The following is a 26,180-nucleotide window of genomic DNA, read 5'->3' as shown; positions in this document are numbered from 1 at the left end:
TACCGTACAACGTCAAATGTCATGACATTTGTCACATCAAATTGGTGACAAACCTCTCTACAATCATTTCATCGAATAACGAATACTTATCCCGTCAAACAAACAGGAGAACTGACATGAACATTAAATCTAAATTACTTACTTTATCAATGACAATCGCAATCTCTGGTAGTGCACTTGCTGGACAAGCTGAAATAGACCGCATCGAGCAAGCTGCAGGTGTATTGGACATTACGCAACTCAAAACAATCGCGGCGGATTTATCCGGTTATGACCTTGCTTTAGCATATTATCGAATTGCTTTAAGCGCTAATTTAAAGGGCCAAACTCCCGTTGCTAAAGAGTCTATCGACCAAGCTATGGAATTACTTGAAAAACTAGATGAATCGTCACCAGATAATGTAGAAATCAAAGCCTTACTTGCTCAGGTTTACGGATACAAAATTGCGTTAGACCCAATCAAAGGTATGTATTACGGTCCAAAATCAAATTCAACGCTTTCATCTGCTGAAACCATACAACCAAATAACCCAAGAGTGTTATTAGTTAAGGGGATAAGCAAATTTAATACGCCGGGTGTTTTTGGGGGCAGTACAGAAGCAGCTTACCAAGCATTTGATCAAGCGATAACGGCGTATTCAGAAGACCAATACTCTGATTATCACTGGGGCCAGGCAGAAACGTACACTTGGCGCGGATTGATTTCGATGCAACAAGGTGACGTAGAAAAAGCCAAAAATGATTGGGAACAGGCTCTAACCATTAATCCTGATTATGGCTGGGCGAAAATGTTACTCGCTGCACAATAATCATCATGCAGAAATCGTGAGGGCGACACCACTTCTTGTATCGCCCATCACTTAATATTAGTAACACGCTCAACCAATATTACCGGCTAATTTCATTTTAACATTGACCATAGTGACCATAGTGGTCGACACTAAGTGTCGGAAAAAATAGGAAAAAACATGACTCAAAACAGTTCAGAAACAATACTTACGCCAACAGGCAGCGCTGCCGCTTTTTCGGTAAGTCCGATTGCCGCGACAGGTGCGGCTAAGTGGAGTTATTTTTCACTTGTTTTTTCGGTGTTCTATTTTTTCAATTTAGTCGCCCAATTTGAACACTTTTCCACAAATGAAGTTGCCATATCGTTTTTCATTTACGCTGTATTTATTGTGTTGTTTTTCCAAGCTACTCGCTTAACCGGTATAGCGGTAATTCGTCCTATCTTGGCTATTATTCTTTTATCTGCTGTTGGCGCGTCTGTGCAGCCTGGTACCAATGCGTTATTTGGCTATGCGGCATTTTTTGCGGGATACTATTTTCAATTCAGAGGTTCATTCACACTTTTACTATGCAACCTTGGATGCCAATTTGCGTCAGCTTATGCCTTTGACTTACTTAGCCCTTATTATTTGGGACCATCGATAGCCGTATCCACAAGTCTTTTTGTATATGGGGTGTTTAGTCAAAAAGAATATTTAAACGCCTGTTTGCAAAATAAAAAGAATCAGCAAATTGAACAACTTGCGGCCATCGCTGAGCGGGAACGAATTGCCCGTGATATGCACGACTTACTCGGGCATTCACTTTCGTCATTGGCATTAAAGTCCGAACTCGCTGAAAAGCTGGCACACAGAGCGCAATTTGACGCAGCAAAAAAAGAAATAACCGAAGTGGCAGAACTTGCGAGGCAAACCCTTACAGAGGTTCGTTATGCCGTAACTGGATTAAAACAGCGAGGGCTAAACGGCTCGCTAGAAAAACTCACGAAACAACTACAACATATGAATTTTGAAACCCAAACATTTATTGAAGTCACCACCTTGCCGCCAAAAGTCGAGTCGACCGTGATCATGTTATGCACCGAATGGATCACGAATATATTACGCCACAGTAAAGGTGATCGAGTTTCAATTTCAATAACAAATACCTCTGACTCTATAGAGCTTAATATTGGGGACAACGGAAAAACCTCAACATTAACACCGGGCAATGGCATAGACGGCATGAAATCTAGAGTTGCAGAGCATGGTGGCACCATTGATATCCAGCAAAATGGTGGGGTTAAATTGCGAATTGTTATTCCACTCGGCCTAGAGGAACAAACAATATGAGCCAGGTGGTAAAAGTCTTAGTTGTTGAAGACCAAGCATTGGTGCGCGGCGCAATTTGCAGCTTGTTAGGTTTAGAAGACAACATTGAGGTTGTTGGTCAGGCCGAAAATGGCGCTGTAGCACTGCAAATGTTAGAACAACTTAATGTCGATTATGTGCTCAGTGACATTGAAATGCCGGTAATGTCTGGCCTTGAGCTTGCTGAAGAGATACACGATAAACACCCTAAAATTGGGGTATTAATCATGACGACTTTTTCCAAATCGGGTTATATAAAACGTGCGATGGCGTTAGGTGTTAAAGCATTTATTTTAAAAGAATCACCTACTGAATACTTAGTAAACGCAATTGGTAAAGTCCAAAAAGGACAACGAGTTATCGACCCCGAACTGGCACTTATGGCACTTGACGATAACGATCCGTTAACTGAAAAAGAACGCAAAGCTATCAAATTAGCAGGGGACGGATTAAAAACTGCAGAGATCGCCCAGGCGCTATTTTTATCAGAAGGTACGGTGCGCAATTATTTATCAGAAGCCATTTCAAAACTAAATGCCGCAAATAGAGTTGACGCTGCAAGAATTGCAAAACAAAAGGGCTGGATTTAGCCCATTTGAAACCCTTAAACTGGGTAAGACGTTCAATCTGATTATCGTAATAAAAAGTTGGTTTGTGATCCAAGTCCCGTTAAAGTAGGGCTTAGCTGATTTTATTGGCCCACAGGAATCTATGTAGAAAGGATGGAACCATGATTATAAAAGCGTTACTTATTGTCGCAGCCCTAAAGCTCCACAATCAATTAGATGAACCAATCGCACCCACTTTAGTTTATCTCATCCCTATGTTCATCATTTCCCTGTTTGCAGGTGCATCATTTTTTTGGCTTTTACTCACAAGCATTGTTTTAGGATGTTGTTTGTTCTGCTATTTTTTATTGTTGTCTCGATGGAATAGTGGACTGAACTATTATGGGATCATGGCCCTTGGGATCGCAGTTTTATTGTTTTTGTTTTAAATCACCTCGAACAAATAAAACGGTCAAACAAGAACATTCAAGGCCCCAGTTGGTAAAACAGGAAACATCATGAAGATAACAAGAACGACGTTAATTGTAAGAATTGTATTATTTGTCGGTACCTTTACGTCAATGTTTTTTGTCCCTTGGATTTTAGTCAAAGCCTGGTTGATACCACTACCAGACACTGTTCAAGAGCAAGTCATCGAGGCGATAAACTACGACTTTGATGGCATGGTTGTTTATGTCGATAAAGCGGGGGAGCCACCAGCGTGGTATACCGCAGGGTGGAAAGACCGAAACAATAAAATTCCTGCAGATCCAAACGCCTTATTCAAAATCGCCAGCATCAGCAAATTGTACGTTTCAGTCGCGACGGCAAAACTCGTCAACGCCAACCGCTTGTCACTGGATAAAACCCTGGCTGACTATTTTCCAGAACTGGTTGGCCGAATAGAAAACGCCGACAAAATAACGTTACGATTAATGGTTCAGCATCGCAGCGGCATTCCAAATTATACCGACACACCGGCTTATTGGGATGCACCTCCGGATACCAGCGATGAAAAGCTCGCCCTTGCACTTGATTTACCCGCGACATTTGCCCCAGGTTCGAGTTACGAATATTCAAATACCAACTACTTATTATTGGCAGAACTTATAAAAAAAGTGGTGGGTTACAGCCATCACCAATTTATCAAAGAAGAAATTTTAATACCTCTTGGGCTTACAAATACGTTCAGCTCGTTAAGCGAAGTTGATATTGATGACGTTATGGGGGGTTATTATGTTGGTGTTGAGCAAGATATTAAAGCAAACGACTACGGGTCGATGTTAGCCACGGTAGAAGATGTCGGTATTTTTCTGCGTGCGTTAAATGATGGCTCGGTATTTAAAGAGGGTGAAAAAGAAATCTACTCTTCTATTTATGTCTATGAACATGGCGGGTTAATTCCCGGCTATCAAAGTTTAGCAGAGTATCACAAAGACATTGACACCATAGTTGTCCAAGTGATTAATACCACAGACTTTAATGGCTACGACTGGAATTTGTCGCAAATTTTATACAGCCGTATAGTGAAAATTTTAAGAAACCAGCACGCTAATTAACAAGCGTATAAAAACGAGCTTGCTGTTCGACAAACTTAAAACAACAAAGCGACTTTCGAGTCGTACTTACTGACCATAGTGAAGGATTATCGATGTACCGAATTTTAATTATTTCCTTATCAATATTTATTGGCGCTTGTTCTAGCGTGGCTTCTAAAGACCGGCCTAGCAGTTATTATCAGGGTAATACAAACACAAAAGGCATTACCAGTGACTCGTTATTAGGTGAAAACGACCAAAAGATAAACGAATTACTTTATTACCAAGTAAAGCTACCAGCCAAAAATAGAATCGCGATTTTGAAATTAAGTCGAGACAATCAGTGGCAATTTTACTCTAACGACTTTACGACCCTTACGACATCTTTAATTGACGGGTTTATTTCTGAGCTACGTTCGTCTCCTCGGGTATATGACGCTTCGTTTTTACCGGCCATGTTAGTTCCTGATAAAAGAACGGTTCCCTCTTTAAGAGAAGCGGCAGCAAGGTTCCAAGCCGACTTACTACTGGCTTATAGAAGCTCATGTAATTCCTATAATAAATATCGATTTATGGACCCGAACGAAACCAAAGCTTATTGCTCTGTAGAAGCCGTATTGCTCGATGTTCGCTCTGGCGTAATTACCAAGTCTGTTGTGAGTACTCAAGATTTTGTTGCAGTAAAACAAAAAGACGATGTTAACTTTTCGGAAACAATAAAAAAGGCGGAATTAGAAGCGGTCGCCAAATCGCTATTAGACGTCGCTAAAGGCGTTAACAACTATTTGTTAACCGTACCAACTATCAACAATTAATTGAAAAAACAAATACCAAGAGGTTGCTCGTTACTGAATATCAGCACAAGTAACCTCTGTTTTTTGTTGCAGGTCTATTTAGGTTCAACTGTGATAACAATCCGTTTATAACTCGACAAAGCTGGCGTACCCTTATCAGACACTTTTAAAATAATATGTACCGTTTTTGTTTCGGTTACTTCTGGCGCTGTTATGTAGATCGCATGCGCATTATTGGCAGCACCGGTAGAAACCGTTTTTTTATAAGTGCCCGCTTCTGGGTAGTCAAACCAAATAAAGCTCAAGTTATCACCATCTGGATCGTAGGAATCACTGGCATCCAATGCCAAACTTTGTCCAGACTTTACGGTCATACGATCTGAGCTTTTTAATACCGCTATTGGTGCGTGATTCGCTTGTTGATAACTTTGAGTTGTCCAATCCATTCGTGCCGCAAAATCATTTTGCAAATCATCTCGCCAGCGCCATAGCGTTTCTTTATAACCTTCAAAACTACGCTTACCGGGGATGGTTGCCCGGCCATATTCTCCCGCCACATAAGGGGTAAACGTATCTGTGGCATTGGTCCAAATTGCCCGGGTTTCAGGGGCGATAATCACATCCGATCCCCCTTCCTTAGTTTTTGAAAAGTCTGGGATATAGAGTTCATATCGTCCCCCCCAGCCTCCCCAGTTCGGTTTTTCTGCATGATTTAACCCATTCGGGATTAAAGATAAAAAAGCCGGTGTATCGCCTTCCACGCCCCAAGCCACATCTGGATATCGAGCGCCTAAAGGACCGTGACCTTGCTGAATGTTAGTAGCAAACCACTTATTACTTATTGTGCTGTTATCTATACCGTCGATAACTGAATTAATGCCTGTCCATGTTGCGCTACCATAGTCATCACCTGGGCTCACAATATAAAATAAATTAGGGAAATTGTTTCTGATCCAAATCCCGCTATCGTCTTGGTCAGAAATGGTATAAACCCTAATTTTAGCAATCAGCGCCTTGGCTTCATGAGCGGGTTTGGTTTTGCGTATTTTATACAACGCCTGAGCAAGGGTATTTACGCCTCCCCAGGTTGATATCCATAGCGGACGTTTATCATTTTTTTCAAGCTCCGCAATGATCAAATCTGAGCCTTGAGAATCATGACCATCTCCAACCCCCTTCATACCGTAAAGAGGCAAACCAGATTTAACCAGCTGCAAAAGTGCTTTGCCACTTGGGTAACCTGATTGATGATTGACTAAATTAGGCTGAACTTCACTATAAGCATTAATCACCTTAACAATCGACTCCGGTTCAACCGAGTTTTTGTGCCAAACAGACGTTGTTGCGACAATCCCTTTAATGTCGATTTCATTGGCGTACAAAAACAGCCGGACTAATGACTGCGTATCGTCAGGATCTGCTTCTATGTCTGTTAAAATGATCACTCTATGTTTTTCATAATCTTGAGCGTAACCAAGATTAAGTGTCACGGTTAAACATATCATTATTAAAAGGAATAAATATCTCATCGATTAAACCCACAGCCAATTACAATGGGGATAAATTAAACCTCCTATGCACTATTGGTCTATTACGGTTTTTTATTTATTACGTATTATTACTTTTATATTTATTTAATTTGGTAAAATTGCTAAATCAATTTAGCCGTCAAACATACATTCAACCCTGTTAGTAATTAAGGATTTCATGTCAAAGTCAGTGCAACATATTGGGGCAATATCTCTGGTCGTAGAAAACTACGATGAAGCAATTGAGTTTTATACGTCAAAATTGCAATTTACGTTAGTCGCCGACACCGACTTAGGCGATGGCAAACGCTGGGTTTTGGTATCCCCGCCAAACTCAAATGGCACTAACTTACTGTTAGCGGAAGCGAGCAGTGAGGCGCAAAATAAAGCGGTTGGTAATCAAACTGGGGGGAGGGTATTTCTATTCCTACAAACCAATAACTTTTGGTACGACTACGAATTGATGAAAGCAAATGGCGTGGTATTTGACGAAGAACCCCGTGTTGAAGAGTATGGTACGGTAGTTGTTTTTCAAGACTTGTATGGCAACAAATGGGACTTGTTACAACTGGTTATTCCAACACTCTGACACAGTTAAGGAGTAGCAACATGGATTTTACATACCCGTTTAATCGCCACCTTGTTTAAGTCCTGTATCAAATGCTTTAATTAATACTTAAACAAGGCGACAGAAAATGCTCTATTATTTACCCGTTAGCGCTTTGAGTATAATTGTCCAATGATCTAAACCACCGTAAAATGCTTTAATCGGTAAACGCTCATTTAATCCGTGAGCGAACATGTCATCTGGATTCATAAACGCGCTAGACATCGCCCAAGTTGGGATCCCAGCTTTACGAAAATGCATGCCGTCGGTGCCACCAGACTCCATATAAACAACTATATCTACTTTTGGATAGCGACTATGAACTGCCTTACTAATCGCCGCCATCACATCTGCTCTTGGTTCTGAAATTGGGCTTTCAACTGGTGAGCCAGTCACGACAAACTCAACTGCGTCATTGTTAATCGCTTGTTTGAGTTGCTTTTGCACCTGCGCCACCGTTGTCCCAGGGAATATCCGGCAGTTTACGGTAACCATTGCTGATTGAGGCAGGGCATTTTCTGCATGTCCCGCTTTTAACATCGTAGGCACACATGTGGTACGGGTAGAACCGACATAAGACGGTTCGATTTCCAACCGGTCTGATGCCGCTTTATTATTGGGGTTATTGGCAAATTGCATCATTGCTTGACCCAACTCTCCCCCTAGCTTTTGTCCTGATATCCGAAAAAAATCACGGGTCATTTCACTATATTGAACAGGAAAATGGTATCCCTGAATTTTAGTAATCGCATCTGCGAGATCATAAATCGCATTATCCATTTTAGGTCGCGAGCTATGGCCACCAGCATTACGAATAGTAAGTTCGAACGTGGCGTAGGTTTTTTCTGCGGCTTGAACCAAATAGGCAACAGGCTTTCCGTCTGCACTCAAGTCTCCGCCTCCTGCGTCCGAGTTAAGCGCAAACTCAGCTTCTGCCAGTTCTGGCATGTCGTTCGCTAACATTTGAGTAGTTGTCATGCCGGTTTCTTCGTCACCAGAAAAGGCAATTATCAAGTCACGATTTGGTATAAAACCTTCATTTTTTAGCCGAATAAAGGTCGCTGATAACATAGTAATACCGTATTTGTTATCAATGGTACCGCGACCATAAAAATAGTTATCATCTTGGGTTAATTTAAACGGTGGGCGCTCCCAGTCTTTAGCTAATGCTTCAACAACGTCCATGTGCCCAATAAGTAAGATGGGTTTTTTACCCGAAGAACCATCGCCTCTGTAACGTACAATTAACGAAGCTGTTTCCCCCTTGGGAATAATTTGAATGTCTTTTGCTGCAAAGCCTGCTGCAGTAAATTCACTTGCCAAATATTTAGCCATTTTAGGAACATTACCGCGACCCGCTACGGTTGGGATTTCTATTATCGTTTGATATATTTCCAGGGCTTTTTTAGCATGGTTTGAATCCGCATTAGGGACACTCAAAACCGAAAACGTAGCGCTAAGTAGCACAAAAATTCCTAACAATTTTTTCATAATTAACTTATACATATCCTAAATGAACAACTAGCATATACCCGTTTATACAAAAACGATAGCGTGTCGTTTTTCACATACATAACCATTGTAAAACTCGAATCATTGCACTTATTGTTTCGGGGTTATCTATCGGGCTTGGTTGGCACGGCCATTTTGGTTGTCTAAAAGGGAACGCCAACAAGCGGTGAACCATTAACAATTGTCAGGTGTGTGACAAACTCTTTGGATTATTGCCTTCGCTTCGCTAAAGTAGAACCAATTTTTACGTGTAATAAAAATATAGCGTGGCCTGTTTTGGACTAAATCGGCATAAGGAACAATAATTGTGATAATTGATTGGGGTGTTGTCAGCTCTGCGGCTACCGCTGTAGGTTCGTTGGTTACGGCGCTTGGCGTTGGTTTTGGTGCGTGGCAAATTAAAGTCGGTAAAGAGCAAGCGCAAGCGACATTCGAAGATAGTTTAGATCAACAGTACCGCTCGTTATCAATGGAACTGCCCGTAAGTGTGCTAATTGGTGAACCGGTTGAAGAAAGTGATAGAAACCAGGTACGTGAGCTCATTTATAATTACCTTGATTTGAGCAACGAACAAGTCTATTTAAGGGCCAAAGGGCGTATTTCTAAACATACATGGACCTCTTGGTCTCAGGGAATAAAATTACATTTAGCGAAACCATCATTTGCGGAAGTGTACTCAGAAATAAAAGATAAATGTGACTTTACCTACTTAAATCGACTCGTAGCATCGGATTTTCAATCTGATCCAAAAAGTTGGTATCGCTAAGTCAGAAATGTCAATAAACCTATAATTCTTAAGTTTTCTATTCCTCGACTTAAGGTGGGTTTTAAATGCTGTTTCTATTTAAGGTTAATCTGGTTATACGCATCTATGATGTGCTGTGCCTTGTTGTTCCCCTTTTGAATACGCTGATAATGGCTAAGCGTTTTATGTAGATACCTTTGGGCAACCTTCTCTTGTTCTGCGGACTCCCCCTGCCAAATACTATCGCCGACAGGACTGATATCATGCTGAATATCGCTTGCGAGAGAAACATGAAGGATTTCATAAAAACGTTTATTGTCTTCGACTAAAACTTCATCGTTTAAACTGAAACCAAGCTCGATTAATTTTTGACGTAAAGAAAATTGATGATGTACGGGACACAATAAAAAGTCGAGTTTCAGGTTTTTATGTTCTTGCTGTTTTTTGTGTAGCGCTTCAATAAATTCAATCATTAAATCGCCACCCACACCTGCGATAATGACTAACTGTTGACCGTTAAAATCCCCTATAGGCAACTTTGCAACATCCAAGCAATGTGTTTTCCACAATGCGCTTTGAAGTGGGTAATGACGTTGTAGTTTAGTTTCTACCTCAGTCATTAGCGTCGGCACGATATCGACAAAATGTATTGTCGAACCCAAATTACGATCTAATAAAGCGGCACCTAAATAGCCATGATCACAGCAACAGTCCCAAATATGAGCATATCTAGAAGACACCATCTGTTCTATTTGCTTTAATCTTTTACTGAGTTTCAAAAAATGGTCCATTTAGCTATTCGACTGCCCGCATTGTATAGGGGATTGGGCAACGCCGACAAGTAACCATCAGGAACTCGACTTAGTATTAAACTTGTCGTTTTAACTAAAATTGCCAATAATGGCAAAAGCGTTAAGATAATGAATGATATACCGACCTAGGAATCGTAAACATGGACCAACAAAAGTGGTATAAAAACCCTGAGATGATAGTGGCATTATCGGCGCTTCTAATTGGCCTAGTAACCGCTTTCACATCTATTTATTCTGCTTATATTGACCGGGAATATTCTAGAGCCTCGGTATGGCCAAGATTGGAAATATTCAGAAGTCACAACCATGATTCCTTCAGTTACACGATAAAAAATAATGGCACTGGACCCGCGTTAATACATGATGCCAAAGTATTAAACGGCACCACATATATAAAGTACTGGCAAGAAATCCCACAATTTAAAAGCTTTGTGCAGTCGCATATAAGCAACCGTACCTTATCACCTCAAAATACAATAAGTCCGCTTGTGTACAATGGCGAACATGCAAAAGAATTTAAAATGGCCGATGAGTCAATTCAAATTGAGCTTTGTTATTGTTCAATCTATGACGAGTGCTGGGTAGTTGACAGAAATAATCAACCAACGCCAATTGAATACTGCGAAGTAAACGAAGCGCAAAAGTTTCTGCAATAACACAATGTGAGTTCACGATTTACAAACAAAAGGATGCGTTAACCGTGACATTCCCCATTATTTCAACCTATATATTTGGCATTTTTATCGCCGTCGTTGTGCTTTTCCAGTTTGCATTAATATTTGGTGCCCCGTGGGGAGAAATGGCGATGGGTGGAAAATTCCCTGGACGTTTACCTGTTAAAATACGCATCGCAGCGGTGATGCAAATCATACTGCTTTTATTAATGGCTGAAGTTGTATTCTCTCATTCGGGACTAGTTAACGATGTAAACTTTGGTTTTTTTCATATGGTCTTTCCAGACTATGCTATTTGGGTGGTCGTCGCTTTATGTTTATTAAGTTGTGTTGCAAATACCATGACCCCGAGTAAAAAAGAACGAGCATTATGGGCCCCGGTTTCGACCATTTTACTAATTTGTGTTTTAGTCGTTGCTCTCAACTAGGCAAACAACTAGCGTCATCAAACACCGCAAGGAGAACTAAAATGGTTACCGGTTACTGGGTAAGTAATAACTTAAAGGATATGGACCTCAATGCCATTCATGGTTATATATCTCAATCTTATTGGGCGAAAGACATTCCGATTGAAACGATGGAAAAAGCGATTAACAACTCTGTGTGTTTTGGTATTTTTACTGATTCAGGTGAGCAAATCGCCTTCGCTAGAATGATAACAGACCGTGCAACGTTCGCGTATTTAGCCGACGTTTTTGTATTAGAGCATCACCGAGGCATTGGTCTAAGTAAATGGCTAATGGAAGAAGTGGTTAAACACCCTGAGTTACAAGGATTACGTCGAATGGCGTTAGCAACTCGAGACGCCCACGAGTTATATAAACAGTTTGGTTTTACCGAATTACATTCGCCACATTCGTTTATGGAATTGCACCAACCAGACGTGTACAAAAAGACATGACGTTAAACGTTTAATTATTTTAACGTCTCATATCCGGCAATTTACCATTGTTAAATGCAACCTTTTACGACACAGATACCTTGTATTCTTTATTGCCAATCATCCAAAAGTTAGGCATGTTAGCGTGTCTTATTTGGTTTTTGGCTATATATTATTGCCATATTGAAAACCCTCAAACAACTTCCCCTTCGTCTTAAGGGTTATCGCTTAATCACAAAAAGTAGGAAATAATTTTGGATATTGCTGCAAACATACTCGTGCTGTTCATGGCCGTGCTTCATATTTACATATTAGTTATCGAAATGTGGTTTTGGGATAAACCACCGGGGCTAAGAGCATTTGGATTTAAAAAAGATTTTGCAGCCGCCACTAAGGTATTAGCTGCCAATCAAGGTTTGTACAATGGCTTTTTAGCGGCAGGGTTAATATGGGGCTTAGTGCATCAAGATCCGTTTTTTGGCCTGCAAATTCAATTGTTTTTCTTATCCTGTATTTTTGTCGCCGGTATTTTTGGCGCAATAACATCGTCAAAAAAGATCCTATTTGTGCAAAGTGTACCTTCGTTAATTACGATAATATTTGTACTGTTTAATTATTTAGGACTTTAATTTTACTTAATATTAGAAAAAAACAAGGCCAACATGGCCTTTTCAAGTGATGATGAAATGCTTAAAAAAGTGATATTGCAGGGCTATATAATAATTCCAGACGCAGATTTAAAGGAAGTGAATTCAGAATTGGATTTGCACATAAAATTAACACTCGGCGAACCTGGGTGCTTAATATTTGAAGTAATACATGATCAACAAAACCCGAACAAACTGCATGTCTACGAGGAATTTGTTGACGAACATGCATTTGAATATCATCAAAATCGAGTAAAATCTTCGAAATGGGGCAAAGTTACCACACGGGTTGAGCGACATTATAAGATTACTCACTGACTTCAAGATTAAAAATGGGCGACACCCAATATAGTAATAAGACGCACCGATTGTGAAATATAATTGCAGTACATAAACAAGTATTAGAAAGAAAATTGGAATGCCCAGTACAAGAGAAATTTAAATTTTCAAACTGGACTTTGTAATTCAAAAAATTACCCAGTTACTTAAAATGAATTTAAAGAACTGGTGTTTAGAATTTTAATTCACAACCTTCAACTCATGTTCGAACCACCCAAATAACAAGTAGATCCATCTATGCGAAAGACAGACAAAAAATTAGACAAACAAATTACGCTGGTGCTGAATGACATATGTGAAACAAAGTTAAAAGATTATTCAGGTTTTAAATGGGTTACACACTTAGCCAATTTTTCTAATTTTCCAAATAGCCTAAAAATTGCCATCGTATTTGATACTAACCAAAGTTTAACGCTGTTTAGAACAACAAATAACGACTCGAAAATCATTTCATTAATACAAGACAAACTGTCAAAAACCGGCATTGCGATCAAAGACCCTATTAAAAAAATTATTTTTGATACCGAAGAAAATTGCGAGCAACAGCATGGTGGAAATTGGCAACTTAGATTGAGTTAAATCGCTCTTCGGTTTTTATTTTTTACGTCAAATACACCTCAATAGAGTATGTTTGCAAAAAATTCCAAGCAAAAAAGGGGGTTGGTTACAACGAGAACAACTCGCTGTTTTAAGCCCCCTCGATTCCGCAGCGGTAATATGGAAGCCGTTTTGCTCAAAGCTCAAGGCGAGTTTGTTGCCGAAATTGTTTTAGTTTATATCAATGACCGTAATATGGTTGATCACGCAATGGTTTTTTAAGACTCGTTGCAGTTAAAACAAACTAAAAACAAATTCATGGCGATTTATCACACAACGATAAGTAATCAACTGGGCTGTATGATAAACTGCGCGCGTTTTTGGTACCGACCAAATATGCCCCACCATCAAAAATGGTTGCCGTTTTTTAATTTCAAACAGTTTAGGTTACAACATGTCAGATAAGTTCTTTTTTAAAGGCCGCCAAGATGCTCGCCAAAAACACATAAAATACGGTTACGAAGGTAAACTATATAACAAGCCTGGTAGCAAAAAATCACCTCTGCAATTAATCGTCACCTCAGAGACGCGTAAAGCCGAAGTAACTAAACTTGCTACAGAAGCCCAAATGTATGTTGATATCACGGTAGATTTAAGTGAGGGCGCTGTAGAATCCATCGCTGAGCTAACAACGCTATTAAATAAAGCTGAAACAGTTAAAGTAGATAAACTACCCGGTCGCAATGATCCTTGCGTATGTGGCAGTGGGCAAAAATATAAAAAATGTTGTGGTTAATTCGCTTCTGAATTCATTCCGTATTATTTTATATAACACAAAACAGTATGTTGCGACCTTGTGCGCAGCTAAATTGAAAAGACTGATTACCTATGGAATTAAGTGTTCAGAAAAAGTTTGAAACCTATCCCGACGATATTGCCGCCGCATTATTACGGATAAGAACACTTATTTACCAAGTAGCAGAGCAAGACGGCATTGATAAGTTGGAAGAAACCTTAAAATGGGGCGAACCCAGCTATATATCGCCAATTGGAAGTACAATCAGGTTCGATTGGAAAGCCAAACATCCCGACGAATATTGCCTATACTTCAACTGCAAAACAACCTTAATTGAAACCTTTAAAGAAATCTACGGTGAGACTTTTGTATACCAAGGTAACCGAGCTCTTGTGTTTAAAATAAGCCAAATTGATATTGACGCAATTAACGACAATCCAGCTCTTGCGCATTGTCTATCTATGGCATTGCGGTACAAAAAGATTAAACACCTCAAATTGCTAGGTGCATAATTATACGGTCTTATTTAATGATTTAATTTGGTTAAAAATTACCGCGCTAGAACATTTCCTTATTTCTGTTCTACACTGTAGGTTACCTGTTTTATTTTGAGTCGCACTGTTTGGCGACTTTTAGGCCATAAGCCGCCCATGGATTGAAATTAATACGGTCATAAATATTTTATATGTCTAATAAAACAGTAATGATTAGCCAATGTTCAAACATCGGTTAACTTAATGAGTAGACAATTAGAATGTGTGTGAAAAAAGAATAATTAAATAACCAATATGTCATAACACAATGAAAAATAACGAAAACTTACGTGTAATAGTTTACGTTTCTGAGCTTACATCAGACGTGGCTATTATTGATAAAACGTTAAAGGATATTATTACTAGTGCAAATCGTTTTAACGAAGAACACAAAATTTACGGTGCACTTTTTTATCATAATCAGCGCTTTTTACAGCTAATTGAAGGTGAGCACGACAAGTTATCATTACTTATGGATAAGTTGTATGCCGACACAAGACATACCAATTTAAAAGTAGTTGTTGATGCCCCTATTGGGGTTCGGACCTATGAAGATTGGACACTGGATTTATTTAATCTAAATGAAAATCAAAAGATAGACTTTGATCATATAATCACCATCAAAAAAATGTTTGATGCCCAATGTAAAATGGATGGTTGGTTGTTTGTACAAACCATAAAAGACTACATCAATTTAACGTAATTTTGGCTTATTCAAGTTACCCGCAACTAACATGACAAATCAATTCCAGATCGGCCCATCGTCACCATTTTTGTTAAAAACGACGTAAAGTTTTCATTTGTTATTGATTTGGTTTTACTCAAACGGATACAACCTTTTCCTAAATTATACCCTTTTAATAACTGACCTGTGGGATCCACTTTTGAAATATTTCCAACATATAGACTAACCGTATTTTTCTGGGCATTTAAATGACACATTACAATGTCATTAATTTTAAAACACAGCATTTTGTAGTTAATAGAAAGTTCTGTTTCTGGGGCCATTTCGAGTATTTTCTGTTGCAGTAATAACAACTTTTCTTTTCGCCAGTCATCTTCTAATGCAGCAACATAGTGTTCAGGTGTATTTACGTCATATTGCATACAAACTCCTTAATTGAAAAACGTTGTGTCGGTTATAGCAGTGGGATCTGCTGTTGTTCAAATATTAATAGCCATTGTTTTTTATCTAATCCACCAGCATAACCAGTAAGTGTGCCATTAGCCCCAATTACTCGATGGCAGGGCACAACAACCGCTAACGGATTTTTACCATTTGCAGCCCCAACCGCCCTTACAGCCCTAGGGTTATTTAAAACTTTAGCCAGATCCCCATAGGAACAGGTTTCGCCATAGGGGATTTGAGTAAGGCCCTGCCAAACTTGACGTTGAAACTCAGTACCAAAGTCACTTAAATGACAAAGTAAGTCATTAAACTCGGTTCTACGGTGAGCAAAGTACTCAGTTAATTGAGTGAAGGCTAAATCTAATAATGGGTGTTCATCGGAATTTTCGACATCAACCAAATCAGACTCTTTTACAAAGACAATCGACTTATAAACAGCGGGTTTAGAGGTGAAATTAACAACTCTAATTTCTAGTGGCCCCAGTGGTGTGGTCAGCCAGCGTGTTAATTGCGTGCCTTGCTCTTTATTATACGGATCTATTTTCATAACATTCCCCACATAGTAAATGTCATATATGAACGCCAAGGCTTTGCATGCTCGACATTAATGCTTGGGAAAATATCCAATGCCTTTTTAATACCTAAATCGGTATCAAGCCAGATGTCCGGGTGACCCTCACCGCGTAATTTTGCATACTCAACAGTCCAAGGTCCAATGCCTTTTAATGCTAACCATTGATCAATATCATTTTCAGCACCTGTTCCTTTTGTTGCAACAAAATGGTTAGCCAAATTTAAAATGGTCTGTTTTCGAGCACCTGGGATCTTTAAAAAGGCCAAATCAGATTTAGCGACTTGCTCTGGTGTTGGAAACCAGATCCGTTCATGGGGTTTATCATCATTGTTTATGTGATTAGCGGGCAACGCCACCCACTTTCTGTCACCTAACTGCTCCACTAACGTATTCAATAGGTTTGTCGCTGCTTTTACCGAAACTTGTTGGCCAAAAATAGCTCGGATCCCCGCCTCAAATGCATCCCAACATTTAGGAATGCGTAACCCCGAAATAATATGATGATCGGGTAAACCCGCACTGCGCAGTGACTGTTCAATGAGCGCGACGTTGGCATCTAAGTCAAAAATTTCACGAATGCGCTGACTGACTTGATAGAGGTATTTCGGGTTATCAAGTTCAATACTAACGTTAAATCCATGTTTATCTGGCCGATGCACCGCATTAAACCAACCTTTAACATACTGACCATCAGGCTGTTGCCAAGTGAATGTTCTACCGTAGGAACTTTGCCCAAGTGTTTCAACCGTATTGATCTGCCTATATTCGCAAAAACTTCGCCAATGCTGCCAGTTAAATGGTGGCTGGTAATTGAGCTGCAGACGAATAGGCACGTCTGCTGTGTGAAGTTTTTTGATCTCCGTTGGTGTTTTAGTCGTGATCCGCTTAAATGCGTCGTTAAATCGCCTAACATTATTAAAACCACAGGAAAAGGCTACATCTTGTATAGGCAAATGAGTTTGATGTAATAATGCTTTCGCAAACAAAATTTGCTGATGTTGAATATAAGCTTTTGGTGAAACCCCTAATTGTTGCTCGAACAGCTTTCGTAAATATCGATCAGTAATACCTAGACGCTCAGCAAGAGTAGTCAAATTTAAATCGTGAAAACCTTCGTTGTGAATAATATTTAGCGCTCGTTTAACCGTTGTTGCTGTGCCGAACCAAGCAGGAGAAAAGGGCGCAGACTCAGGACGACACCGTAAACATGGTCGATATCCTGAAACTAAAGCCTCAGAAGCTGTTTCGAAATATTCAACGTTTTCTTCTTTAGGGGGCGTGGCTGGACATACCGGACGACAAAAGATCCCAGTCGTCTTCACTGCGGTAAAAAATACACCGTCAAATCGGGCGTCTCGAGAAAGTCGAGCTTGTTGATAGTCTATTTGAACCATAATTTATTCTTCATCTTTAGCAATTAAACAAAAGTCTAACGTAAATCGGCAATAAAACTAGATGAATTCGGAACAGAATGTTAACAAACTTGATATGGTTTTTTTCTTTCCATATCGCGTGTTTTTGAGTTTTTGGGTTATATTATAGTGACTCAGTTTACAAATTACGGGTTAACCTTGTTAAAAACTTATAAACGGCTCTTGTTCTTTATTGCCATATCCGCCAGCCCTCTGGCATACAGTACAATAATTAAAGTACCAGCTCCTCGTTCGGTTTTTGATATTTCCCATGATTATCACGTTAAATTAATCAATCTTGCGTTAAACCAAGTCAGCGGAAGTGACTACCAAGTTCGCACCCTTAATCAAGTTAGTTTGTCCCAGGGCCGCGCAGAAGCTGAACTTAAAAAAGGTAAAACAATTAATTTGTATTGGTTTGGCGCAAGTAAAGAGCTAGATCACACATTGCGCGCAATCCCAGTCCCTACAACAAGAGGACTCATTGGTTTTCGTAAATTCATTATTCGGAAAGAGTCACTTCCTTCTTTTAATAAGATAACAAACGCCAAAGCACTCCGAAAAATGATTGCTTGTCAGGGCGAACACTGGCCTGATACCAAAATACTGCAAGATGCAGGTTTACCTGTCACAACTTCAGTGCAGTATGAAAGCTTATTTAAAATGGTAAAATTTAAACGTTGTGATTATTTTCCGCGCGGGTATCACGATGCAGAAAATGAGTTAGTTATGCGTAAACGTACCTACCCAGACTTAGTCAGCTATCCAAATATATTATTGCATTACCCATTTGCGGTTTATTTTTATACTAATAAAGAGAACGAGCAGCTAGGTAAAGATTTAGAAGAAGGTATGCATAAACTTGCACAACTTGGTGAAATAGAAGCCCTAATGAAACGCCATGAGTTAACAAAATCGGTTTATCCGCTTAAAAATGAAAGCAAAACCGTGCATATATCCATACCCAACAATTACATTACACCTAATCCACTGATCAAAGACGGGCGTTATTTCATCCAACCACAAGATTTCAAAATTGATTAAACTTGATTAAACATTAATTTGTTAATTCGAAAAGCAGTTGTTCAAGACTTGGATGCCACTGATATTGTTTTAAGGATACTGTTCGGCCCTTAAGAAAGATGCCTTCGTCCATCAATAACGCTTTTTGTCGTTGAAAGTCTTCACTACCAAGCGTAAAAGCCAATTGACCCGACGAGCGGAGTACTCGATACCAAGGCACGGGTTTATTATTGTGACCTTCTTTGGGAATAAATTGCATTGATTTACCAACTAACCGAGCTCTGCCCGGCAAACCGGCTAGGTCGGCGATTTGACCGTAACTTGCAACTTTCCCCACAGGAATTAGCTGAACTACAGACCATATTTTTTGGTACGTTTGTAAGCTACTCACAAATAACAACACTTACGTTCCATATGGAACAATGACTTACGCCCATTCACCATGCAAGAACACGCTATAGCGTTTTGTAATATTCATAACGAGATATAAGGTGCTCTTGAACGCCTACGTCAGTGTAATTTTGATGAATATATTTAAATATTTCAGGTTTACTCATTAGGCCACGCTTTTCTTTATAAGCCCAATAAGACGTCATTAAATCGTACTGAATTTCTTCTTGTTCTTGCTTAGTTCTCACTGCGATATTATGAACCATGACCATCACTCAAAATTAATTTTGGTTATTCTAACCTGAACGATAACAAATTCTAGTTTTATCCCATATTCAGAATAAGTTTTGCCTTTCCGACGCGCCATATTAATTTGAGCACTAAATTTATGCTCGCCATTATCAATTGTTTACTAGGTATTTATGGCGATTTGGCCATTTCCACAATGTGCTGACATAAAAAATCGTTTAGCTCTTCTATGTTCTATAGCTAACTGATATTTTCGCCATACTTTTACGCTTAATTGCGTGCTAGTTGCGCCATTAACGATTGCATCTACGAATTCTCTTTCTTCATCTAAGATAGGTTCAATGGCACATTCAGCTAACGCCTTTAAAAGTTGGCCATTTTGGGTAAGGAATTCTGCTTCTAAGACGGTAAAAAGTCCACAACGTCTAAACCCTTCAGGGAAATTAAGATCGTCATAGAATCGCGTTCGCTGTTTTCTAATATCATTTATCATGGGTTACCCTTAACTATTTACGAACAATAAAATGCAAAGTGTTAATCAGTTTGGCAATTTATAAGCTGAAAATAAGACAACGCCATGACAGAAAAGTGTCTTTTTTTAGAACATCTACGATATTGAAAAGATACGAGTTGAATAATCTAAAACCAACATGTTTTTACAAAAATACCGTCCTTAGCAAAAGGGCTGCTTTTAACCAAATAGCTAAATAAGTAACCATAAAACTGAAATTACAGGCGTTTATGCCGTAACGGTTGGTTCTACTAGTCTAATTGGACCATTAACCGCAGGTGTTATGTGTAATAAGGCACGCAAGAAGCCGTTTTAAGCGTCAATATAAGATAATGAGCTGTGGTGTATTACCCGCCGAAACATCGCCCTTTGTGGGGCATTAGGGGCCTTTATCTACAAATGAGGGATCGACGGAATAGTGCAATTAATTATGGAAGTAAAGTTGGTAGGCTAGTCAAACACCTAAAAACAAAAAACCCAGCCTAAGCTGGGTTTTAACTTTCAATCTAAACACGAAGTGTAAATCAAAATAAATTCTAGGAAGCTAATTTAGCCTTTACGAATTTGTTGGATAACACGTAATTGTGCAATAGCTTGAGCAAGCTCAGCTGCTGCTTCAGCATATTCAAAGTCAGCGCCTGGATTTGCAATAGCTTCTTCAGCAGATTTTTGTGCTGCTAAAGCTTCTGCTTCATCTAGGTCTTCTGCTCTAAGAGCTGTGTCAGCCAACACGGAAACGCTACCAGGTTGTACTTCTAAAATACCACCGGCAACGTAGAAAAACTCTTCTACTCCGTGTTGCTTAACTACGCGTACCATGCCAGGTTTAATGGCAGTAAGTAAAGGCGCGTGACCTGGATAAATACCCAAATCACCTTCACTACCTGTTACTTGTAATGTTTCAACAAGACCAGAGAATAATCTCTTTTCCGCGCTTACTACATCCAAGTGGACAGTCATTGCAGCCATTGTACGCTCCGTATTCTATTTATTCGCTTTTTCTACCGCTTCGTCGATAGAACCAACCATGTAGAACATTTGTTCTGGTAGTTCATCGTAGTCACCATTCAGAATGCCTTTAAATCCTGCAATAGTGTCTTTAAGCGATACGTATTTACCTGGAGAACCAGTGAATACTTCTGCTACGAAGAAAGGTTGAGATAAGAAACGTTCAATCTTACGAGCTCGAGATACAGTCTGTTTATCTTCTTCAGATAATTCGTCCATACCCAAGATAGCGATGATGTCTTTTAACTCTTTGTAACGTTGTAATACAGTTTGTACGCCACGTGCAACGTCATAATGCTCTTGACCAATAACTAATGGGTCAAGCTGACGTGAAGATGAATCTAGTGGATCGATCGCTGGGTAAATACCTTTTGATGCGATATCACGAGATAGTACAACTGTAGCATCTAAGTGAGCAAACGTTGTTGCTGGTGATGGGTCAGTCAAGTCATCCGCAGGTACGTATACCGCTTGGATTGAAGTGATTGAACCAGTCTTAGTAGATGCGATACGTTCTTGAAGAACACCCATTTCTTCAGCAAGTGTTGGTTGGTAACCAACGGCTGAAGGCATACGACCAAGTAGTGCAGAAACTTCTGTACCAGCTAGTGTATAACGATAGATGTTATCAACGAAGAATAAAACGTCACGACCTTCGTCACGGAATTTCTCAGCCATTGTCAAACCAGTTAAGGCAACACGTAAACGGTTTCCTGGAGGCTCGTTCATTTGGCCGTAAACTAGAGATACTTTATCTAGTACGTTTGATTCGTTCATTTCATGGTAGAAATCGTTACCCTCACGAGTACGCTCACCAACACCTGCGAATACTGAGTAGCCGCTGTGCTCGATTGCGATGTTACGGATAAGTTCCATCATGTTTACGGTTTTACCAACACCGGCACCACCGAATAGTCCAACTTTACCACCTTTAGCAAACGGACATACAAGGTCGATAACCTTGATACCAGTTTCTAGAAGTTCAGTAGAACTTGATTGTTCTTCATATGAAGGTGCTTCACGGTGAATTGTATAACGCTCTTCTTCACCAATTGGGCCCGCTTCATCAATAGGGTTACCTAGTACGTCCATGATACGACCTAGGGTCTTAGTTCCTACAGGAACTTCGATTCCTTTGCCAGTACCGACGACAACAGCACCACGAGACAACCCGTCAGTTGTACCCATCGCGATTGCGCGAACGATACCACCACCAAGCTGTTGTTGTACTTCTAATGTTAAGCCTTCAAGCTTACCATTAGTAACTTGTATTGCGTCATATACCGCAGGTACTGCATCTTGTGGGAACTCAACGTCCACAACTGCGCCAATGATCTGTACGACCTTACCTTGACTCATGACATTTCCTCATAAATTTTTGTTAACCTAAACCGCCGCAGAACCAGCACATATCTCAGAAATTTCCTGAGTGATGGCTGCTTGACGTGCCTTGTTGTAAACCAATTGTAAATCGTTGATAAGGTCACCCGCATTGTCTGTAGCGGCTTTCATTGCAACCATACGTGCAGCTTGCTCTGAAGCTGAGTTTTCAACGACACCTTGGTAAACCTGTGATTCCACATAACGAACTAATAAAGCGTCTAACAACACTTTAGGATCTGGTTCGTAGATGTAATCCCAGTTTCCTGACATGTCTTCATCTTCTGATTTTGGTAAAGGTAATAACTGATCGATCGTCGGTTCTTGCGTCATTGTGTTAACAAATTTGTTATACACAACGAACAAGCGGTCGATTTTGCCTTCATTGTAAGCGTCTAACATAACGCGAACAGAACCAACAACGTCTTGTACAGACGGTGCATCGCCGAGTCCTGAGTTTGCAGCAACTACTTTACCGCCAAAGCGGTTAAAGAAGCCGATAGCTTTAGTACCAATCGCAGCGAAGTCAACTTCAACATCAGCTTTGAAATACTTTTCAGCATCTTTTGCTACGGCTTTGAACTCATTTGCGTTCAAGCCACCACACAGACCACGGTCAGACGAAATCACCACATAACCTACACGTTTCACTTCACGCTCTTCCAAATATGGATGGCGAAATTCCAAGCTACCACGTGCAATGTGACCAATCACTTTACGCATAGTTTTCGCATATGGACGGCTAGAAGCCATACGGTCTTGAGCTTTCTTCATTTTAGAAGCCGCAACCATTTCCATAGCGTTGGTAATCTTCTGAGTATTTTTAATACTACCGATCTTACCTTTTATCTCTTTTGCGCCGGACATGTGATTCTCCGATAAACGTTCAACGAAAGTGAGTTACGCTTTAATAGCGAACTCACTTAACCTAATTACCAAGTTTGAGTCGCTTTGAACTTCTCAATGCCTTCTTTCAAACTTGCTTCGATTTCGCCGTTGAAGTTACCAGTTGCATCAATATTATCCATAAGCTCAGTGTAAGTACTTTGCATGAATGAAATTAACGCTGATTCGAAGTCCAATACTTTAGATACTTCGATGTCCTGTAAATAACCTTTTTCAGCAGCAAACAATGAAACACCCATTTCAGCAATTGACATTGGTGCATATTGTTTCTGTTTCATCAACTCAGTTACACGCTCACCATGCTCTAATTGAGCACGAGTTGCTTCATCTAGATCAGATGCAAACTGAGAGAACGCCGCTAATTCACGGTATTGCGCAAGTGCTAGACGGATACCACCACCTAGTTTCTTGATAATCTTTGTTTGTGCCGCACCACCAACACGAGATACCGAGATACCAGCATTTACAGCTGGACGGATACCTGCGTTGAACATGTCAGACTCAAGGAAGATTTGACCATCGGTAATCGAGATTACGTTAGTCGGGACGAATGCTGATACGTCACCTGCTTGAGTTTCAATGATTGGAAGTGCTGTTAAAGAACCTGTTTTGCCTTTAACTTTACCTTCAGTGTAACGTTCAACATAAACGTCATTTACTCGAGCAGCACGCTCTAGTAGACGTGAATGAAGATAGAAAACGTCACCTGGGTATGCTTCACGACCTGGTGGACGTTTAAGAAGCAAAGAGATTTGACGGTAAGCAACAGCTTGCTTAGACAAATCATCATATACGATTAGTGCGTCTTGACCGTTATCACGGAAATATTCACCCATTGTACAACCAGAGAATGGCGCTAAGAATTGCAATGCAGCAGATTCAGAAGCAGATGCAGCAACGATGATAGTATTATCTAACGCACCGTGCTCTTCTAGTTTACGTACAACGTTAGCGATAGTAGACGCTTTCTGACCGATAGCGACATACACACACTTAATATCAGAATCTTTCTGATTGATGATTGCATCGATTGCCAACGCAGTTTTACCTGTTTGACGGTCACCGATAATAAGTTCACGTTGTCCACGACCAACTGGGATCATAGAGTCAACAGACTTATAACCAGTTTGAACTGGCTCGTCTACCGATTGACGTTCGATTACACCAGGTGCAATTTTTTCTACTGGTTCAAAACCAGCAGCGTCGATTGGACCTTTACCATCGATTGGCTCACCAAGTGTGTTTACAACACGACCTAGTAACGCGTCACCTACTGGAACCTGTAAAATACGGCCAGTAGATTTAACTTTTGTACCTTCTCTAAGGTCCGCATATGGACCCATAACTACCGCACCTACAGAGTCACGCTCTAGGTTTAAGGCGATAGCATAGCGGTTACCAGGAAGCTCGATCATCTCACCTTGCATACAGTCAGCTAGACCGTGGATGCGGATGATTCCGTCGGTAACAGATACGATAGTACCTTCGTTACGTGCTTCGCTGACAACGTCAAACTGTTCAATTCTTTTCTTGATCAGTTCGGCGATTTCAGTTGAGTTAAGTTGCATGCTCAAATCCCCAATTACGATTGCAATACGTGTGATAAACGATCTAACTTGCCGCGGATTGTTGCATCAATAACGGTATCACCCGCCTTGATTAACATCCCGCCAACAACAGAGTTATCAACGCTGCAATTCAGCTTAATTTTGCGTGCTAGACGTTTTTCTAATGACGAAGATAATGCAGTTTCCTGCGCACTTGTCATCTCGATTGCTGAAGTGATTTCCACTTCAATTTCATTCTCGTACTCTGCTTTAAGTTCTGCGAACATTTCAGCAACAGCCGGAAGTGCAATCAATCGTCCATTCTCGGCCAATACTTTTACAAAGTTTTGACCGTTTTCATTCAGTTGTTCACCACATACTTTGATAAATAAATCAGAAGTAGCATCTGGTGAGTGAGAGCCAGACAAAAAGGTAACAATGTCGCTATTTTTTGCAACTTCTGAAGCAAAAAATAACATGTCGTTCCAATTCGAAACTGCTTGGCTTTCTACAGCGAAATCAAATGCAGCTTTAGCGTAGGGACGAGCTACTGTAGTCAATTCAGACATATTGCTCTATTCCTCTGCTTAAAGTTCTGCAACTAGTTTATCTAGGATATCGCTATGGGCAGCAGCATCTATTTGACGCTCTAAGATCTTCTCTGCACCAGCAATGGCTAAAACAGAAACCTGTTGACGAAGATCTTCCTTCGCGCGATTGCGCTCAGCTTCAACTTCCGCTTGACCTTGAGCAATGATTTTCTCACGCTCTTCATGTCCACGGGTTGTTTCTTCATCAACGATTTGTGTCGCACGCTTTTTGGCTTGCTCAATAATATCAGCAGCTTGAGCTTTAGCGTCTTTCAACTGCTCAGTTACTTTATGTTGGGCAAGTTCTAAGTCTTTTTCTGCACGTTCACCGGCAGCAAGACCTTCTGCAATCTTATTCTGGCGTTCTTCAATCGCACCATTCAATACTGGCCATACGTATTTCATCGTAAACCAGACAAAGAATATAAATGCAATCGCTTCGCCTAACAGAGTGGCATTAAGATTCACAACCGCTCTCCTTAATTAATTTAATGTTCGGAATGGACGAATTAATTAAAGTGCGAACATCAAGTATAACGCAATCGCCACACCAATCATCGCGATAGCATCGATTAGACCCGCTACGATGAACATTTTTACTTGCAGCTGTGGAGCTAGTTCAGGTTGACGAGCAGCAGATTCTAAGAATTTGCCACCTAGTATTCCGAAACCGATAGCTGTACCAAGTGCACCTAAGCCGATTAGTAAAGCAACAGCGATGTAAATAATTGGATCCATTTTTATCTCCAAATGGTTAGTTAAGTTAAAGTTAAAGTTAAAAGTAAAACTTGTTAGGACTTCCTGTCCTATAGATGGTAATTAGCCATCTATA

Annotated in this window: 34 protein-coding genes; 18 read left to right on the top strand and 16 right to left on the bottom strand. The window is 40.1% G+C overall.

The window, feature by feature from the left end:
* Positions 1-116: 116 nt before the first annotated feature.
* The 6 genes from Q4575_RS06125 (at position 117) to Q4575_RS06100 (ending at position 5,039) form a co-directional block, all read left to right on the top strand.
* Positions 117-809 (top strand): tetratricopeptide repeat protein, encoded by a 693-nt coding sequence (locus Q4575_RS06125; protein WP_215964508.1) that lies wholly within the window; start codon positions 117-119, stop codon positions 807-809.
* A 159-nt stretch (positions 810-968) separates the two neighbouring features.
* Entirely contained in the window at positions 969-2,120 is a 1,152-nt protein-coding gene (locus tag Q4575_RS06120) for a sensor histidine kinase (protein ID WP_303521715.1), read from the top strand.
* A gap of 5 nt (positions 2,121-2,125) precedes the next feature.
* Positions 2,126-2,728: a DNA-binding response regulator gene (locus Q4575_RS06115; RefSeq protein ID WP_215964621.1), complete on the top strand. Its 603-nt coding sequence runs from the start codon at positions 2,126-2,128 to the stop codon at positions 2,726-2,728.
* Positions 2,729-2,868: 140 nt separating this feature from the next.
* Entirely contained in the window at positions 2,869-3,135 is a 267-nt protein-coding gene (locus Q4575_RS06110; protein ID WP_215964510.1) for a hypothetical protein, read from the top strand.
* A gap of 69 nt (positions 3,136-3,204) precedes the next feature.
* Positions 3,205-4,245 (top strand): serine hydrolase, encoded by a 1,041-nt coding sequence (locus Q4575_RS06105; protein ID WP_303521714.1) that lies wholly within the window; start codon positions 3,205-3,207, stop codon positions 4,243-4,245.
* Positions 4,246-4,337: 92 nt separating this feature from the next.
* Positions 4,338-5,039 (top strand): hypothetical protein, encoded by a 702-nt coding sequence (locus Q4575_RS06100; protein ID WP_303521713.1) that lies wholly within the window; start codon positions 4,338-4,340, stop codon positions 5,037-5,039.
* Between the two features lie 74 nt (positions 5,040-5,113).
* On the opposite strand, the gene Q4575_RS06095 is transcribed toward Q4575_RS06100, so the two are convergent.
* A complete protein-coding gene (locus tag Q4575_RS06095; protein ID WP_215964513.1) occupies positions 5,114-6,547 on the bottom strand; it encodes a nucleoside hydrolase-like domain-containing protein in 1,434 nt (477 codons plus the stop codon).
* Between the two features lie 178 nt (positions 6,548-6,725).
* Here Q4575_RS06095 and Q4575_RS06090 point away from each other — a divergent pair, with 178 nt between their 5' ends.
* The gene (locus Q4575_RS06090) at positions 6,726-7,136 is read left to right on the top strand and encodes a VOC family protein (RefSeq protein WP_215964514.1); all 411 of its coding nucleotides are present in this window, start codon (positions 6,726-6,728) and stop codon (positions 7,134-7,136) included.
* Between the two features lie 114 nt (positions 7,137-7,250).
* Here the strand turns inward: Q4575_RS06090 and Q4575_RS06085 are convergent, their stop codons facing one another.
* Positions 7,251-8,645, bottom strand: coding sequence for a M20/M25/M40 family metallo-hydrolase (locus tag Q4575_RS06085; protein ID WP_303521712.1), 1,395 nt, complete (start codon positions 8,643-8,645; stop codon positions 7,251-7,253).
* Positions 8,646-8,973: 328 nt separating this feature from the next.
* Here Q4575_RS06085 and Q4575_RS06080 point away from each other — a divergent pair, with 328 nt between their 5' ends.
* On the top strand, positions 8,974-9,432 hold the full coding sequence (locus Q4575_RS06080; protein WP_215964516.1) for a hypothetical protein: 459 nt from the start codon (positions 8,974-8,976) through the stop codon (positions 9,430-9,432).
* Positions 9,433-9,506: 74 nt separating this feature from the next.
* Here the strand turns inward: Q4575_RS06080 and Q4575_RS06075 are convergent, their stop codons facing one another.
* Positions 9,507-10,190, bottom strand: coding sequence for a tRNA (adenine(22)-N(1))-methyltransferase TrmK (locus tag Q4575_RS06075; RefSeq protein WP_252736808.1), 684 nt, complete (start codon positions 10,188-10,190; stop codon positions 9,507-9,509).
* Between the two features lie 173 nt (positions 10,191-10,363).
* Here Q4575_RS06075 and Q4575_RS06070 point away from each other — a divergent pair, with 173 nt between their 5' ends.
* From Q4575_RS06070 to Q4575_RS06030, 9 genes are all read left to right on the top strand, one after another.
* Complete coding sequence (locus tag Q4575_RS06070) at positions 10,364-10,879, top strand: hypothetical protein (protein ID WP_215964518.1); 516 nt, start codon at positions 10,364-10,366, stop codon at positions 10,877-10,879.
* 44 nt (positions 10,880-10,923) lie between these two features.
* Complete coding sequence (locus Q4575_RS06065; RefSeq protein WP_303521711.1) at positions 10,924-11,325, top strand: hypothetical protein; 402 nt, start codon at positions 10,924-10,926, stop codon at positions 11,323-11,325.
* A 41-nt stretch (positions 11,326-11,366) separates the two neighbouring features.
* The gene (locus Q4575_RS06060; RefSeq protein ID WP_303521709.1) at positions 11,367-11,798 is read left to right on the top strand and encodes a GNAT family N-acetyltransferase; all 432 of its coding nucleotides are present in this window, start codon (positions 11,367-11,369) and stop codon (positions 11,796-11,798) included.
* A 233-nt stretch (positions 11,799-12,031) separates the two neighbouring features.
* A complete protein-coding gene (locus Q4575_RS06055) occupies positions 12,032-12,406 on the top strand; it encodes a DUF1304 domain-containing protein (protein ID WP_303521708.1) in 375 nt (124 codons plus the stop codon).
* A gap of 33 nt (positions 12,407-12,439) precedes the next feature.
* Positions 12,440-12,742, top strand: a complete 303-nt coding sequence (locus Q4575_RS06050; RefSeq protein WP_252736806.1) for a putative quinol monooxygenase — start codon at positions 12,440-12,442, stop codon at positions 12,740-12,742.
* A 258-nt stretch (positions 12,743-13,000) separates the two neighbouring features.
* Entirely contained in the window at positions 13,001-13,342 is a 342-nt protein-coding gene (locus Q4575_RS06045; RefSeq protein ID WP_272181177.1) for a Fis family transcriptional regulator, read from the top strand.
* Between the two features lie 412 nt (positions 13,343-13,754).
* Positions 13,755-14,096 (top strand): PBPRA1643 family SWIM/SEC-C metal-binding motif protein, encoded by a 342-nt coding sequence (locus Q4575_RS06040; protein ID WP_303521707.1) that lies wholly within the window; start codon positions 13,755-13,757, stop codon positions 14,094-14,096.
* Between the two features lie 92 nt (positions 14,097-14,188).
* Positions 14,189-14,608 (top strand): DUF1801 domain-containing protein, encoded by a 420-nt coding sequence (locus Q4575_RS06035; protein WP_303521706.1) that lies wholly within the window; start codon positions 14,189-14,191, stop codon positions 14,606-14,608.
* A 289-nt stretch (positions 14,609-14,897) separates the two neighbouring features.
* Positions 14,898-15,332 (top strand): BLUF domain-containing protein, encoded by a 435-nt coding sequence (locus tag Q4575_RS06030; protein ID WP_303521705.1) that lies wholly within the window; start codon positions 14,898-14,900, stop codon positions 15,330-15,332.
* A 26-nt stretch (positions 15,333-15,358) separates the two neighbouring features.
* On the opposite strand, the gene Q4575_RS06025 is transcribed toward Q4575_RS06030, so the two are convergent.
* From Q4575_RS06025 to Q4575_RS06015, 3 genes are read right to left on the bottom strand one after another with little or no spacing between them, the layout of a single operon-like run.
* Complete coding sequence (locus Q4575_RS06025) at positions 15,359-15,736, bottom strand: DUF1801 domain-containing protein (RefSeq protein ID WP_303521704.1); 378 nt, start codon at positions 15,734-15,736, stop codon at positions 15,359-15,361.
* Positions 15,737-15,768: 32 nt separating this feature from the next.
* Positions 15,769-16,305, bottom strand: coding sequence for a methylated-DNA--[protein]-cysteine S-methyltransferase (locus tag Q4575_RS06020; RefSeq protein WP_303521703.1), 537 nt, complete (start codon positions 16,303-16,305; stop codon positions 15,769-15,771).
* Positions 16,302-17,726, bottom strand: coding sequence for a DNA-3-methyladenine glycosylase 2 family protein (locus tag Q4575_RS06015; protein WP_303521702.1), 1,425 nt, complete (start codon positions 17,724-17,726; stop codon positions 16,302-16,304). The genes Q4575_RS06020 and Q4575_RS06015 overlap by 4 nt, the downstream gene beginning before the upstream one ends.
* A gap of 147 nt (positions 17,727-17,873) precedes the next feature.
* On the opposite strand from Q4575_RS06015, the gene Q4575_RS06010 reads away from it, so the two are divergent.
* Positions 17,874-18,788: a hypothetical protein gene (locus Q4575_RS06010; RefSeq protein ID WP_215964528.1), complete on the top strand. Its 915-nt coding sequence runs from the start codon at positions 17,874-17,876 to the stop codon at positions 18,786-18,788.
* A 13-nt stretch (positions 18,789-18,801) separates the two neighbouring features.
* On the opposite strand, the gene Q4575_RS06005 is transcribed toward Q4575_RS06010, so the two are convergent.
* The 10 genes from Q4575_RS06005 to atpE form a co-directional block, all read right to left on the bottom strand.
* Entirely contained in the window at positions 18,802-19,170 is a 369-nt protein-coding gene (locus tag Q4575_RS06005; protein WP_272181184.1) for an MGMT family protein, read from the bottom strand.
* Positions 19,171-19,222: 52 nt separating this feature from the next.
* Positions 19,223-19,423 carry a hypothetical protein gene (locus Q4575_RS06000; RefSeq protein ID WP_215964529.1) on the bottom strand — a complete coding sequence of 67 codons (201 nt, stop codon included), beginning with the start codon at positions 19,421-19,423 and terminating at the stop codon, positions 19,223-19,225.
* A gap of 146 nt (positions 19,424-19,569) precedes the next feature.
* Positions 19,570-19,899: a DUF413 domain-containing protein gene (gene maoP, locus Q4575_RS05995; RefSeq protein ID WP_215964530.1), complete on the bottom strand. Its 330-nt coding sequence runs from the start codon at positions 19,897-19,899 to the stop codon at positions 19,570-19,572.
* Between the two features lie 567 nt (positions 19,900-20,466).
* Complete coding sequence (locus Q4575_RS05990; RefSeq protein ID WP_215964531.1) at positions 20,467-20,886, bottom strand: F0F1 ATP synthase subunit epsilon; 420 nt, start codon at positions 20,884-20,886, stop codon at positions 20,467-20,469.
* Positions 20,887-20,901: 15 nt separating this feature from the next.
* A complete protein-coding gene (gene atpD, locus Q4575_RS05985) occupies positions 20,902-22,284 on the bottom strand; it encodes a F0F1 ATP synthase subunit beta (RefSeq protein ID WP_215964532.1) in 1,383 nt (460 codons plus the stop codon).
* 27 nt (positions 22,285-22,311) lie between these two features.
* Complete coding sequence (gene atpG, locus Q4575_RS05980; protein ID WP_215964533.1) at positions 22,312-23,172, bottom strand: F0F1 ATP synthase subunit gamma; 861 nt, start codon at positions 23,170-23,172, stop codon at positions 22,312-22,314.
* Positions 23,173-23,237: 65 nt separating this feature from the next.
* Positions 23,238-24,779 (bottom strand): F0F1 ATP synthase subunit alpha, encoded by a 1,542-nt coding sequence (gene atpA, locus Q4575_RS05975; RefSeq protein ID WP_215964534.1) that lies wholly within the window; start codon positions 24,777-24,779, stop codon positions 23,238-23,240.
* Positions 24,780-24,793: 14 nt separating this feature from the next.
* Positions 24,794-25,327: a F0F1 ATP synthase subunit delta gene (gene atpH / locus Q4575_RS05970; protein ID WP_272181186.1), complete on the bottom strand. Its 534-nt coding sequence runs from the start codon at positions 25,325-25,327 to the stop codon at positions 24,794-24,796.
* An 18-nt stretch (positions 25,328-25,345) separates the two neighbouring features.
* On the bottom strand, positions 25,346-25,816 hold the full coding sequence (gene atpF / locus Q4575_RS05965) for a F0F1 ATP synthase subunit B (RefSeq protein ID WP_215964536.1): 471 nt from the start codon (positions 25,814-25,816) through the stop codon (positions 25,346-25,348).
* A gap of 45 nt (positions 25,817-25,861) precedes the next feature.
* Positions 25,862-26,086 (bottom strand): F0F1 ATP synthase subunit C, encoded by a 225-nt coding sequence (gene atpE / locus Q4575_RS05960; protein WP_215964537.1) that lies wholly within the window; start codon positions 26,084-26,086, stop codon positions 25,862-25,864.
* Positions 26,087-26,180 lie beyond the last annotated feature (94 nt).

Source organism: Psychrosphaera sp. 1_MG-2023 (assembly GCF_030548245.1).
Classification (GTDB): domain Bacteria; phylum Pseudomonadota; class Gammaproteobacteria; order Enterobacterales; family Alteromonadaceae; genus Psychrosphaera; species Psychrosphaera algicola.
The sequence above is the reverse complement of the archived record's forward strand: the minus strand, read 5'-3'. Positions and strand labels throughout refer to the sequence as shown.